This is a genomic window from Nocardia sp. CNS-044, assembly GCF_059570515.1.
Window position 1 is genome coordinate 347513 of record NZ_JCANSX010000009.1, and the last position, 12884, is coordinate 360396.

Genomic DNA, 12884 nt, shown 5'->3' on the forward strand with positions numbered 1-12884 from the left:
TGCCATCCTCGCTTCGTCCCGATTCGGACCGGATGAGGTCCGACTGGGCACGCCGACCCGCGCGACACCGCACACGGCGGGTCGCTGACGAGCGGCGAGGTGCTGGCTGCTGAACACCCGCCCGGCGGTACTTTACGTCTCCGAGTGCTCGTGGGCGAACCCATTGGCGCACAGCTGATCAGAACCGTCGCTCAGCCGAGGTGGACGTTTCGAGTTGCCGCGCCACGGGTCTCGGACAGCGGCGATGTCCGGCGTCGGCCGAGTGGTGGCTGCGCACGGCGAGCCGAAGAAGAGGTCCAGTCGTGCGCGGAGAGCGTCCGACGGGTGCCCGGGTGGTTATCGCCCGGGATCGCGGCGCGCGCCGGTGCGCAAGCGGTCATTGTCCGCGTGCAGTTCGGCGTTGGCGTCTTCGAGGTCGAGGATGCGGCCGATACCCGCCAGGTTGATGCCTTCGGCGACCAACGCGGCGATGCGGTGCAGCCGGGTGAGGTCGTCGCCGCTGTAGCGGCGGGTGCCGCCATCGCTGCGGGCCGGGGTGATCAGCCCATGGCGTTCGTAGAGGCGCAGTGTCTGCACACCGACGCCTGCCAGATCGGCGGCGACCGAGATCGCGTACACCGCGCGCGCGGGATCGGGCTGCTGAGGTGGGCGAATCATCCTGCTCCTCGATACTGCTTCATACTTCTCAGATTTTCTATCGTAGTCTCTTGCATAGAACTTTCGATAGTGCTATAAAAAATCTGCACTCGCTGACATAGATATCCGCAGCCGACTACCGAGAACGCAGCCGACTACCGAGAACACAGTTGGTTGGAGGTTTGGAGGTGACGATCATGCTGACGCATACCGATCCCTTCCTCGATCTGGACCGCTTGGGGCAGCAGGTGTTCGGCACAGCAGCTCACCCAGCGGCGAGACCGATCAACGCCTGACCCGCCGAACCGGATTCGCTTCGAATCGGAGTAGCGCCATGCAACCCATGGAAGCCTTCGGCGTCCGCGAACCGCTCGACACGCGGCTGTCGGTACTCGACCCCGACCTCGAACCGCTGTTCGCCGAGGTAGACGACATCTTGCGCGAAGCACTCGCGCCACGACCGGTCCCGGTGTTGCCGAAGCTGCGCACCCGTGCGCCACGGCGGCCGACCGACCTCGACCGCGATCGGCGGGCACCGAGGCTGACCGGACGGGCGCCGCCGAGAATGCGCGCGACCCAACGCGGCCCTCCGCGCCCGACCAGACCCATCCGGTTCATCTCGAACAGTGAAAGCGAGGTGATGACATAGCAAAGTACCGAAAGGTCCGCGGCGGTGATGTCGTCGATCCTCCGGCGACCAAGCGCATTCGAACACTCCGTACGACTGGATAATTCGCGCACCGCCACACCCGTGGCAAGGCCGGGCCTCACGGCCACCGCCGACCGCGGACCAACCTCTCGCACAGTCACGTCTTCCTTCACCGGGACGGGCCCGGAGCGATCACCAGGGCCCGTCCCACTCTGTCCGAGCGCACACGACGTCAGGAGGTTGGCCATGACCACGATCCCCGCCCGCGACGACGCCGATTACGCCGATCAGCGCACCCTCGTCCACGACGCCGACCGCCACATCGGCCTCGACACCCGCGCCCTGCATCCGCTCGCCGAACGCGTCCGCGCCGCCTTCGACGCCGCCGACACCACCGACCGGATCGAGCAATCCGTCCGCATCCCGCTACCCGATGAAGACGAATACCCCCTCGCCTACTGACACCACCACCATCGAGTCCCCGGCTGGCACCACGGCACCGCGCCCGTAGACCCGCACCCTGCGGCAGCCGATACCCCAGCGACACCGCGGCAGCGGAATCACCGAACACCCATGGCACTCCACCACATCCCCCAACACGCACTCGCTCTGCTCACCGGGCTCGCCCTGCTCGCCGCCCTCGGCGCCGCGCCGATCACCCTGCTCCTGCTGACCGCCACCCTCGGCTGCGCAATCCTCGCCGCCGTCCTGCGAGAACCACGCCCGACCACGCGATTGCACCGGGCCCGGCCTCGTCACCCGCGATCGGGGAAAGACCGAAGACCAGCCCGCACGGTGACCATCCGACCTAGGCGGATACATATATCGAGCTACCGGGAACAAAACCGTTCACCTGAACACATATAGTCGTCATACTGAGGAAATACGACGAGTGGAGTGTCAGTGACGGAGCCGGGTTCTGCGCTGCTGGTGCGGGCGTTGGAGGCGAACGCGTCGCATACCTCCGAGTCGGTGCGGGCGGTGACCGCCCAGCTGATCCGTGAGGGCGCACTCGCCGCGGGTGCGCGCTTGCCGACGATCAGGGAGCTCGCGCAGCATTGCGGGCTGAGCACCCGCACGGTCGTCGCCGCCTGGGGCGAGTTGCGCAAGGAAGGCCTGATCGCCACCAACCGCCGCGGTGGCACGGTGGTGGCCGCACGCGACGAGATACCCGCGGGCCGGGCGCTCGCGGACCGGGATCTGCTGACGGGCAGTCCCGATTACGCTCTGCAACCGGATCTGGCGCCCGCGATGCTGGCCGGGTTGCATACCGATCGGCTCAACCGTCCCGGACGCGACTACATCACCGATCGCCTGCGCGACGCGGTGGTCGACGGCTGGCCTTTCGCGGCCGAGGCGTTCGTCGCGGCGGGTGGCGGTTCCGAGGGGCTGTTTCTCGCCGTGGACGCCGCCGCGCCCGCGGGCTCGCTCGTCGCGGTGGAAGAGCCGGTGATGCCGGGCTTTCTCGACACCCTGGCGGACGTCGGATACGAGGTGGTCGGCATCGAATCCGACGAGCAAGGGGCCCTTGCGGATTCGCTGGCCTCGGCGCTTCGGCGGGAACCATCGGTGGTGGTCCTCCAGCCGGAGGGCGGATACGCCGCGTGCGGGGCGCTGTCAGAGGAAAGGGCGGCGGAACTGGCCGAGGTGTTGTCGTCGGCCAAGTCGATGCCGTGGATCGTCGAGGACGACGCGGTGGGGCCGCTGGCCAGCACCCAGGCGCCGTCGCTCGGGCGTTTCTTTCCCGAGCACAGCGTCCGAGTGCGCAGCTATTGCAAGGCCTACGGAATGGATATCCGGACCTGCGTCATCGGCGGGAGCGCGGCGCTGGTCGACCGAGCCATTCGCGCCCGGGTGCACGGCATCGCCGCCAACAGCCGAATCCTGCAGAACGCGTTGGCGCACTTGATCGACGACCGCGAGACGGCCGCGTTGATCGACACCGCGCGCCGGCGCTATGCGGCCAGGCGGGCGAGCTTGCTGTCGGCCTCGAGCGAGCACGGCGTCACCGCACGGTCCGGCGTCAACAGCCTGGTGGTCTGGGTGGAGGTCGCCGACGAGCACGGTGCGCTGCTCCGGTTGGCGCGGCACGGGATCGTCGTCGGGTCGGGCGCGAAATCGCATGTCACCCCGCCCCGGCCGGGCGCGGTGCGGGTGGCGGTGCCGCAGTTGCCCGATGACACCGCCGCCATCGCCGAACTCGCCCGGCTGCTCGCCGAAGCCGCTGGAGCCGCGAACCGAGAGTTCTTGGACTGACGGGGCGATCACCGGACCGACAGCGGCTCGAGCCGGCGAGAGATCACGAGGTCGGCAGCGGGGTCAGGTGCGGGGCGATCTCGGCGCTGACGCGGTGCAGGCAGTCGAGATAGCGGGGATGGTCGACCGCGAGCGGGATGTAGAACAACACATCGGTGGCGGCGACAAGGTCGGGGTCGGCGCGTAGCCGATCGACGATCTGCCCGGCGGTACCGAAGCGAATCCGGGTGTCCGCCAAAAACCGCCGCCGATCGGATTCGCCGTGCAGTTCCGGATAGAAGGCGGGGCTCGAGCGAATGTCGGTGTCGAGCAAGGCAAGCGCGTCGCCTTCGCTGTCCGCGGGCAGCACCGCCACGCTCGACCCGATCCTCGGAGTGGTTCGGCATTCGGCCAGGTAGGCGTCGACGAGCTCGCCGACGCTGCCACCGGCGCGTGCCTGCGAATTCCCGTGGGGCAGCAGGCCGTCGCCCGCGGCGCCCGCGCGGCGAGCGGTATCGATGTTCCCGGTGGACTGCCAGATCCGGGAGCGCAGTGTTCCCGGTGGTGGATAGAGGGCGATGTCATCGGTGACGCGGCCGTCGGCGAGTATGCGTTGCAGAGCTGCTACCCGGTCGGCGTAGAGCGATTCCCGGTCGGTGTCGGGAACGCCGAATCCGGCGTAGCTGGCGGCGGAATGCCCGAACCCGAGCCCCTTGCCGACGCCGAGTTCGAGTCGTCCGCCGCTCAGCGCGTCGGTGACCGCGGCATCCTCGGCCAAGCGCACCGGATGCTCGAACGGCAGCGCCACCACGCCGGTGCCGAGCCGAATCCTGGTGGTGTGCTGGGCGGCCGCGGCCACGAACGGGAACACCGAGGGCAGGGCGGCGTGATGCGCCTCGAAATGGCGAGTCGCGAACCAGATCGTGTGGTAGCCGAGTTGTTCGGCGCGCACGCTGATCTCGATGGTGCGCCGGTAGACCTCGGCGGCCGGTGGGCCGCTGCGCAGCTGCACGAACAACGAGGGAGTGGTCACAGCCCGTAATGTCCTCTCAGCGTGGCGGTCTCGTACTCGCTGCGGACGATGCCGCGCCGCCGCAGCAGCGGGACGACGTGGTCGACGAAATCGGCCAGCCCGCCGGGCGATTCATCGATCATCAGATTGAATCCGTCGCAGGCGCCGGACTCGAACCAGTCCGCGATGAACCCGGCCACCTGATCGGGTCCGCCGACGACCTTCGCGTGCACACTGCCGGAAGCCAGCAGGCGCGCGGCGCCGCGGGTATCGGCTCCGCTGGATCGGACGTATTCGAGCAGCACCGCGCGCTGCCCGCGCGAGCCCGCGTCGGCGTTCTCGTCGGGGATCTTGTCCCACGGGAACGGTGCGTCGAGCTCGAGCACGTCGGGTTCGACACCGAGCCGATCGGCCAGCTGGACCAGCTGGACATCGTCGGGAATGAGGTCGATGAGTTCCCGTTCCCGTTGCCGGGCCGCGGCTTCGGTGTCGCCGAGCACGATGATCAGGCCGGGAAGCAGTTTCACACTGTCGGGGTGACGCCCGGCTGCCTGGGCTCGCGACCGGAGATCAGCGCGGCGGCGGGTCGCCGATGCGGGATCGACGTGCGCGGAGTACACCGCGTCGGCGGTCCTGGCGCCCAGTTCCACACCGTGCGTCGAGGCGCCCGCTTGGATCAGCACCGGCCTGCCATGGGTCAACGGCGGCGCTTTCAACGGTCCGGCTACTCGAAAGAACTTGCCGTCGTGATCGATCGGCCGCACGATCGCCGGATCGAGGTAGCGACCGGTCGCCTTGTCACCGGCGATCGCGTCGGCGGGCGCCGAATCCCACAGCGCGGTGACCACATCGATGAACTCGGCGGCGCGCGCGTACCGCTCGGATTTCGGCAGGGCCTGATCCATCGAGTAGTTGAGCGCCGCGGCATCGCCGCCGGTGACGACGTAGTTCCAGCCGACCCGTCCGCCCGATACGGCGGACAGTGCCGCGAATGAGCGGGCCAGATTGTAGGGGTCGTTGTAGGACGTCGTCGCGGTGACGATCAGACCGATATGGCTGGTGTTCGCGGCGATGACGGCCTGGGCGACGAAGGGATCGAGCAGCCTGCTCGGCGCATTCCAGTCCTTGGCCTGGAGATCCGGCGAATCGGCGAGGAACACGGCGTCGAGCAGGCCGCGCTCCGCGGTGCGTGCCACATCGAGATAGTGCTCGATGCCGACGAAATGCGCCGCGGGCTCCGCCGCGCGCCGCCAAGGGCTGCCGATCGCACCGCCGGGTATCAGGTTGGCGTTGAGGATGACATGTCGTGGATGGTCGGCCATTGCGGTCTCCTGGTGATCAGGCTGACGGGATGGGTCGCGGCGCGGCGGATTCGCCACGGACGAGCGGGCGGGCCGGATCACCGGCCCATTGCGACAAACCGCCGGGATACAAGGCGATTTCGATGCCGAGGGTGGCGAGGACGAAGACCTGCAGGGCCGCGGCCATGGCGCTGCCGCAGTACGTCGCGGCGGTCGTTCCAGCGGTGACGCCGAGGTCCCGATAGCGGGCACGCAGGCTGTGCTCGTCGCGCAGCAAGCCGCGCTCGTCGAAGTCGTCGAATACCGGTGCGCTGACGGCAGCGGGAATGTGACCGGCGAACTCGCCGTCGCCTCGAAAGTGTTCGCGCGGGCGGGCGTCCAGGAGCACGCCGCGCTCGGGCAGGGCCGCCACGGCGGGGGTATCGATGACGGGAAGTCCGGCCGGTTGTGCCGTCGTGGTCCCCGGTGCGGCCGGTTCGGCGCCGGAAACAAAGGCGCCTCCGGCTTCGCGCCACGCTCGCAACCCGCCGTCCAGGATCCGGACGTCGGGCAGTCCTGCCCACCTCAGCACCCACCAGGCTCGGGCGGCGGGCACAGCACGGGAGTCGTCGTAGACCACGACCGTGCTGTCGGAATGGATGCCCCAGCGGCGTAGTGCGGCGGTGAGGGTTTCGGTGTCCGGGAGTGGGCGGGCGCCGGAGTACCGGGTGGCGGCGCCCGCCAGATCCGCGTCGATGTCGACGAACCGCGCGCCGGGCAGATGCCCGCGCCGGAAACTGGTCCGATCCGGTCCGCCCGCGCCGACCCGCACGTCGAGCAGCACCAGCCGCTTCGGCGGATCGTCACGTAGCCGGCCTGCGGATATGAGATGGGCGGCGCGTTGGCCGGACATCGGGCTCCTTTCGGCGGTTCGGGTGCAGCGCGCTGCCGAGGATATGTATCCCAAAGCCCCGAACACATAATTCGAGTCTTCGTGACTTTTTGTGTTCCCGGCAGCGTGTTTGCGCTCTTATGTTTTCCCCGCCGGGTCGTCGGACCCGGCACATTCGAGCGGGAGGGCTGCTGTGGGAGTCGTGACGAGCCGCATCGTGGACGCCGGATGGTTACGGTCCCGTCTGTCGGATCCGGGCATCGTCGTCATCGAGGTGACGAACACGCCGGGGTTCGAGCCGGACCAGAGCACCATCGCCGGTGCGCGCACCGTGTACTGGAAGGATCTGCTCTGGCATCGTTCGCGCCGCGAGTTCGCGTCGGCGCGGGTGCTCGCCGACCGGCTGCACGCGCTGGGCGCGGACGCGACGTCGACGGTGGTCTTCGCGGGCGAGCCGACCCAATTCGCCGCCTACGCGATCTGGGTGGCCGCGGCCGTCGGTGTCGGCGGCGATCTGCGGTACCTGGACGGCGGCTTGCCTGCCTGGCGCGACAGCGTTCCGAAGTTCGATCCACGGGCGGCCGTCGCCAGGTCGCATGCGCCCGTCGCCGCACCGCTCCCCCAGCTTCCGCCCCGCCACGACGAGCTCGTCGTCGGCCGCGACGAGGTGCGCGCCGCGATCGAATCACCCATCGCGATCGTGGATCTGCGCTCGCCGGAGGAGTATTCGGGCCTGCGCGTCGCGCCGCTCACCGAACCGATCGATCACGGCGCCGAACGGGCCGGGCACATCCCGGGCGCGCTGAGTCTTCCGGTGCAGGATCTGCTCGACGAGCACGGTCTGCTGCGGCCGGTGGCCGAGATTCGCGAGCGCGTCGCGGCACTCGGCATCGAGCGGGCCGAGAAGGTCATCGCTTACTGCAGGCTGTCGCATCGCGCCGCGCTCGGCTGGCTGGTGTTCACCGACCTGCTCGACGATCACCGGGTCCGCGTCTACGACGGTTCCTGGACCGAATGGGGCAGCCTGGTCGGCGCGCCCATCGAGGACGGAGCCGAGCCGTGAATACCTACCGGCACATCGTGTTTCGTCGCATCGCGGGTGTGCTCCTGTCCGCGGTGGCGATGATGTGGGCCGCCGTCACGCTGGCTTTCCTCGCGGTGCATATCGCCCCGGGAGATCCGGTCACCGCGATCATGGGCGAATCCAGCGACCCGACCCTGCGCGCGCGGATCGAACAGGACTGGGGGCTGGACCGCCCGCTGATCGTGCAGTACGGGCGCCATCTCGCGCGGCTGCTGCACGGCGACCTCGGCTATTCGTATGTGCGCGGCGAACCGGTGACCGACATCTTGTTCGGGGAGCAATTGCGCACCAGTGCCCAGCTCGCCGGATTCGCCTTGCTCATCGCGGCCGTGCTCGCGCCGCTGCTGGCCGTCCTCACCGCGGGCAGGCGCGATGTGTTCAGCCGATCTGTCACCACCGCGGAGATCGTGGTGGCCTCGGCGCCGCCCTTCTGGACCGGTCTGATCTTGATCTGGGTCTTGGCCTTCACCTTGAAGGTGCTGCCGGTGACCGCGGGAAACGAGTTCCAGCGCTCGATACTTCCCGCCGTCACCCTGGCCCTGCCGATCGCCGCGGTACTGGCGCAGGTCATGCGGGAGGGTATCGAACGCGCGCTCGAGCAGCCGTTCGCGCTCACCGCCCGATCCCGGGGGATCGGCGCCACTCGCCTGCGCCTACGGCACGGACTGCGGCATTCGCTGATACCGGCCGCGACCCTGGCCGGATGGGCCGTGAGCGGGCTGCTCACCGGCACCGTGGTGATCGAGGAGGTCTTCGGCCGGGCGGGGGTCGGACGGGTGACCGTCGAGGCCGTCACCTACTCCGATGTCCCGGTGGTTCTCGGCGTCGCGCTGCTGGCCGCCGCGGTCTACCTGACGGCCACGGTGATCGTCGACATCGCCTGTCTCTGGATTGATCCACGCCTGCAGGAGGTCGCATCATGACGACGACAGCCGCGCTGCGGCAACGGTTTACGGTACCCCTGACGAAACGGCCCGCCGACGTGTGGGTCGCGGCAGCGGTGCTCGCCCTGGCCGTACTCGCCGCGGTCGGGCCCGCGCTGATCGCCTCGGGCGATCCCTTGCAGACCGATTTGGTCGCCGCGCATCGGCCGCCGTCGGTGGCGCACCCGTTCGGTACCGATCAACTCGGCCGCGATGTGTTCACCCGCGTCGTGCACGGCGCTCGGTTGTCGCTGTTCATCGGGGTATCGGCGACGGCGCTCGCGGTGCTGATCGGTGTGACGCTCGGCCTGGTGGCCGGTGTCGGTGCCGGCCTCATCGACGCGATCGCCTCGCGCACCTTCGATCTGCTAGGCGCCTTCCCGGAGATTCTGCTCGCCCTGGTGCTCATCACCTTCACCGGCACCGGCACGCCCAATCTGGTCCTCGCGATCGGAATCGCCGCGGCGCCCCGATTCGCGCGGGTGATGCGTGCGGAGACCCGAGCCGTGCGCGGCAGCGAGTACGTCGCGCAGGCGGGACTGCTCACCCGGTCGCGGCCGCGGATCGTGGTCCGCCACATCCTGCCGAACGCGCTGCGGTCGCTTCCGGTCGTGGTCACCCTCGGCCTGGGCACCAGCATTCTCGGTGCCGCCGCATTGAGCTTCCTGGGTTTCGGGCCGAAACCCCCGGAGCCGGAGTGGGGTTCGATGCTCGCCGAGGCGCACGGCGACTTGCGCATCGCGTGGTGGACGGTCGTGTTCCCCGGCGCCGCCATCACCGTCGTCGTCTTGGCGACCACGGTGCTCGGCCGATACGCGGGTCATCGCTTCGAACGAAGGGCACAGCCATGACGCTCACAGCACCATCCGCGAAAGGCGCCGACATCGTGCTGCGAGTGCGCAACCTGCGCGTCGGCTTTGCCGGAAGGGCGGGCGATATCGTCGACGGAGTCGGCTTCGACCTTCGGCGCGGCGAGATCCTGGCGATCGTCGGCGAATCGGGCTCGGGCAAGTCGGTGACCACGCGCAGCCTCGTCGGGCTCGCCGGCGACGGCGCCCGGGTGCGCGCCGACCGATTCGAATTGTTCGGTACCTCGGCGCTGGAACTGACCGAACGGCACTGGCGTGAGATCCGCGGCGCGCGAATCGGTCTGGTACTCCAGGACGCGCTCGTCGCGCTCGACCCGCTGCGCACCATCGCCGACGAGATCGGTGAATCGCTGCGCGCGCTGCCGCGCCATCGACGCGGGACGCGGATCGACCAGCTGCTGACCTCGGTCGGTATCGCCGATCCCGAAACGCGCAGGGGCCAGCGGGCATTTCAGCTGTCGGGCGGTCAGCGTCAGCGAGCGCTGATCGCCTCCGCGCTGGCCGGTGATCCGGACATCCTCATCGCCGACGAGCCGACCACGGCGCTCGACGTGACCGTTCAAGCGCAAGTTCTCGATCTGCTGGTTCGGCAGGTCGAGGGCGGTCGGTCGATGATTCTGGTCAGTCACGATCTGGCGGTGGTCGCGTCGGTGGCCGATCGCATCCTGGTGATGAAATCGGGTCGCGTCGTCGAGGCGGGACCGGCCAGGCAGGTGATCGAGAATCCCGAGCACGAGTACACCAGACAACTGATCGCCGCGGTTCCGCACGGCCGGGCCGACGCGCCGCCCCCGCCCTCCGGTGACCCGGTTTTCGCCGCCACCGCGCTGGCCAAGTCGTATCGGGTGCGCGGCCGCACGGTCCCGGCGGTCGCCGATATCGGGTTCGACGTCCAGGCCGGTGAAGTGCTCGGCGTGGTCGGTGAATCCGGTTCAGGAAAGTCGACGGTGGCGAAGATGATCACCGGGATGATCGCGCCCGACGGCGGCGAAATGCGTTTCGGCGGAGCGCCGTTGACGCGCACGACGCGCCTGCCCGGCCGAATCGGCTTGGTGGCACAGGACTCGGTCGGTTCGTTCGACCCCCGCTACCGCGTCGGCGAGATCATCGGCGAGAGCGTCGCACTGCGAGTCGGCAGGCACGATCGCCGCGACGAGGTTCTGCGCCTGTTGGCGGCGGTGCACCTACCCGCCGACAGCATCGACCGCCACCCCCGCGAACTGTCCGGCGGACAACGTCAACGCGTCAACATCGCCAGAGCGCTCGGAAGCGAGCCGAGGTTGGTGGTGTGCGACGAACCGGTCTCGGCGCTCGACATCTCGGTGCAGGCCCAGATTCTCGCGCTCATCGCCGAACTCGCCCGGACCCGCCGGGTCGGCATCGTCTTCATCTCGCACGACCTCGCCGTCATCCGGCAGATCTGTCACCGCGTGCTCGTCCTGCACGACGGCGCGATCGTCGAATCCGGTTCGTCCGACGCAATTTTCACCGCCCCGACTTCCCCGTACACCCGTGCCCTACTCGATTCCGTTCCGCGCCTGGCGGCGCAGGACACCACAGAAAGCTATTCGCTTGCGTAACCGCATCATTCGACTGTTCACCGTGCTGGTCGTCGGCATGGCGTCGGCCGCAGGCGCCTGCGCGTCGGACCCGGAGCCAGGCAGCGGCAACGATGGACCGACATCTCCCCCGCAATCCGGCGGGACCTTCACCATCGCCTTGCCGAATTACCCTCAGCGCGGCCTCAATCCGCATTACGGCGCGGCATTCGACGCCTCCCAGGTGTTGCGCAACAGCTACGACAGCCTGATCGCCGAGGACCGGAGCGAGCAGTTCCACCCGTGGCTCGCCAAAGAATGGACCGTCTCCCCGGACGGCAGGGTTTACGAATTCGCCCTGCGTGAGGACGTGACCTTCCACAACGGTGAGAAGTTCGACGCGCACGCGGTCAAGGCGAACATCGATCTCCTCCGCAATCCGGACAACCCGTCCTGGACCGTGCTGGGCCTGCTGCAGTACTCGAGCGTCAGCTCGGTCGATGTGCTGGCCCCCTACCAGGTGCGCATCACGCTGAGCACGCCCCGCGCGGACTTCCTGTCCACGCTCGCCGGACTCAGCGGCGCGATCGTCGCTCCCGGCACCCTGACCGCCGACAAACAGACCCTCACCAGCGGGACCGGGCTGGTCGGTTCGGGACCGTTCATCCTGGACAAGGCGGTCCAAGGCCAAGAGCTCACGTTCCGTAAGAACCCCGACTACCGGTGGGGCCCGGCCACCGCACGGCACCAGGGCGCCGCTTACGTCGACAAGGTCGTCGTCAAGTACATCCCCGAGGCATCCACCCGGGCCGGACTGCTGCGCAGCGGAGAGGTCGACGCGATCGGGACCGTCAAAGCCACCGATATCCCGCTGTTCGACGGCATCGACGGTTTCCAGTACGAGCAGATCGGGTCGGCGGCCGCGCCGACGGTGATCATGCTCAACCTGACCAACGGCCCCACCACGGATGTGCGGGTGCGGCGGGCCATCGCCAAGGGCGTCGACATCGCCGCGGTGGTGGACAGCCTGACCAAGGGTTCCCAGCAGCGCGCATGGAGCCTGATCTCGCCCGACAGCGCCTACTACGACGCCAAGTACGAGAACAAAGGCACCGCCGATATCGCCGCCGCCAAGACTCTGCTCGACGAAGCGGGCTGGACCGGCAAGGACGCCGACGGGTACCGCACCGACAGCGCGGGCCGCCGGTTGACCATCCGCTTGCTCGCCACCGTGCCCACCTATCCCGAGGACGATTTCCTCGAGGCCTGGCAAGCCGAGCTCCGCCAGAACCTCGGTATCCAGGTCGACTTGCAGTTCGTCGAGAACGCCCAGGTCTACGACCTGCTCGCGCGCAACCAGTACGAGGCGTTCCCCCGCCAGGTCGGTGGCCTGGATCTGTCGCTGCAATTCAACCGCGCCTACGGCTCGACCTCGCCGGACCTGAAGTACGGACAGATCGACGGGATCACCATCGGATCCATCGTCGCCGGGTCCAAGCTGGCCGATCCGGAAGTGGATCGGTGGCTCGTCGAATCGACGAAGGCGACCGACCGGAACCAACGCAAGCAGTTGTTCGACCAGATCACCGGCTACCTGCTCGACAAAGCCGTCGCGATACCGCTGTACACCGACCGCAACAGTGTCGCCGCCAGTTCCGCGATCCACAACGTGACCTCGCTGTTCGACCCGCCTCGCAACAGCGTCAATGCCTGGGCATACGACATCGCCGTCCGCTGACCAGTCTGCCGCCACATCACCGCTCCAG

At 68.6% G+C, this 12884-nt stretch carries 12 protein-coding genes; 8 read left to right on the top strand and 4 right to left on the bottom strand.

What is annotated here, in order from left to right; translation table 11 throughout:
- Positions 1-336: 336 nt before the first annotated feature.
- Positions 337-657: a MerR family transcriptional regulator gene (locus T333_RS24405; protein ID WP_354999800.1), complete on the bottom strand. Its 321-nt coding sequence runs from the start codon at positions 655-657 to the stop codon at positions 337-339.
- A gap of 313 nt (positions 658-970) precedes the next feature.
- Here T333_RS24405 and T333_RS24410 point away from each other — a divergent pair, with 313 nt between their 5' ends.
- From T333_RS24410 to T333_RS24420, 3 genes are all read left to right on the top strand, one after another.
- Positions 971-1285 carry a hypothetical protein gene (locus T333_RS24410; RefSeq protein ID WP_354999799.1) on the top strand — a complete coding sequence of 105 codons (315 nt, stop codon included), beginning with the start codon at positions 971-973 and terminating at the stop codon, positions 1283-1285.
- A gap of 246 nt (positions 1286-1531) precedes the next feature.
- Positions 1532-1747: an Rv3202a family protein gene (locus T333_RS24415; RefSeq protein WP_354999798.1), complete on the top strand. Its 216-nt coding sequence runs from the start codon at positions 1532-1534 to the stop codon at positions 1745-1747.
- A 441-nt stretch (positions 1748-2188) separates the two neighbouring features.
- Positions 2189-3541, top strand: coding sequence for an aminotransferase class I/II-fold pyridoxal phosphate-dependent enzyme (locus T333_RS24420; protein ID WP_496425952.1), 1353 nt, complete (start codon positions 2189-2191; stop codon positions 3539-3541).
- Positions 3542-3584: 43 nt separating this feature from the next.
- Here the strand turns inward: T333_RS24420 and T333_RS24425 are convergent, their stop codons facing one another.
- The 3 genes from T333_RS24425 to T333_RS24435 are packed head-to-tail and all read right to left on the bottom strand — an operon-like array spanning position 3585 to position 6725.
- Positions 3585-4553 carry an LLM class flavin-dependent oxidoreductase gene (locus T333_RS24425; RefSeq protein ID WP_496425953.1) on the bottom strand — a complete coding sequence of 323 codons (969 nt, stop codon included), beginning with the start codon at positions 4551-4553 and terminating at the stop codon, positions 3585-3587.
- Entirely contained in the window at positions 4550-5854 is a 1305-nt protein-coding gene (locus T333_RS24430) for an NtaA/DmoA family FMN-dependent monooxygenase (RefSeq protein ID WP_496425954.1), read from the bottom strand. The genes T333_RS24425 and T333_RS24430 overlap by 4 nt, the downstream gene beginning before the upstream one ends.
- Positions 5855-5870: 16 nt before the next feature.
- A complete protein-coding gene (locus T333_RS24435; RefSeq protein ID WP_496425955.1) occupies positions 5871-6725 on the bottom strand; it encodes a sulfurtransferase in 855 nt (284 codons plus the stop codon).
- A gap of 172 nt (positions 6726-6897) precedes the next feature.
- Between T333_RS24435 and T333_RS24440 the strand changes: the two genes are divergently transcribed.
- From T333_RS24440 to T333_RS24460, 5 genes are read left to right on the top strand one after another with little or no spacing between them, the layout of a single operon-like run.
- Positions 6898-7767 (top strand): sulfurtransferase, encoded by an 870-nt coding sequence (locus T333_RS24440; protein WP_496425956.1) that lies wholly within the window; start codon positions 6898-6900, stop codon positions 7765-7767.
- Positions 7764-8711: an ABC transporter permease gene (locus T333_RS24445; RefSeq protein ID WP_496425957.1), complete on the top strand. Its 948-nt coding sequence runs from the start codon at positions 7764-7766 to the stop codon at positions 8709-8711. The genes T333_RS24440 and T333_RS24445 overlap by 4 nt, the downstream gene beginning before the upstream one ends.
- The gene (locus tag T333_RS24450) at positions 8708-9562 is read left to right on the top strand and encodes an ABC transporter permease (protein ID WP_496425958.1); all 855 of its coding nucleotides are present in this window, start codon (positions 8708-8710) and stop codon (positions 9560-9562) included. The genes T333_RS24445 and T333_RS24450 overlap by 4 nt, the downstream gene beginning before the upstream one ends.
- The gene (locus tag T333_RS24455; protein WP_357248306.1) at positions 9559-11160 is read left to right on the top strand and encodes an ATP-binding cassette domain-containing protein; all 1602 of its coding nucleotides are present in this window, start codon (positions 9559-9561) and stop codon (positions 11158-11160) included. The genes T333_RS24450 and T333_RS24455 overlap by 4 nt, the downstream gene beginning before the upstream one ends.
- Complete coding sequence (locus T333_RS24460; RefSeq protein ID WP_496425959.1) at positions 11153-12856, top strand: ABC transporter substrate-binding protein; 1704 nt, start codon at positions 11153-11155, stop codon at positions 12854-12856. The genes T333_RS24455 and T333_RS24460 overlap by 8 nt, the downstream gene beginning before the upstream one ends.
- Positions 12857-12884 lie beyond the last annotated feature (28 nt).

Excerpts from the sequence above, each read along its gene's own strand:
- T333_RS24405 (WP_354999800.1), bottom strand. The coding sequence starts at position 657 with ATGATTCGCCCACCTCAGCAGCCCGATCCCGCGCGCGCGGTGTACGCG.
- T333_RS24435 (WP_496425955.1), bottom strand. The coding sequence starts at position 6,725 with ATGTCCGGCCAACGCGCCGCCCATCTCATATCCGCAGGCCGGCTACGT.
- T333_RS24415 (WP_354999798.1), top strand. The coding sequence starts at position 1,532 with ATGACCACGATCCCCGCCCGCGACGACGCCGATTACGCCGATCAGCGC.
- T333_RS24410 (WP_354999799.1), top strand. The coding sequence starts at position 971 with ATGCAACCCATGGAAGCCTTCGGCGTCCGCGAACCGCTCGACACGCGG.
- T333_RS24450 (WP_496425958.1), top strand. The coding sequence starts at position 8,708 with ATGACGACGACAGCCGCGCTGCGGCAACGGTTTACGGTACCCCTGACG.
- T333_RS24455 (WP_357248306.1), top strand. The coding sequence starts at position 9,559 with ATGACGCTCACAGCACCATCCGCGAAAGGCGCCGACATCGTGCTGCGA.
- T333_RS24430 (WP_496425954.1), bottom strand. The coding sequence starts at position 5,854 with ATGGCCGACCATCCACGACATGTCATCCTCAACGCCAACCTGATACCC.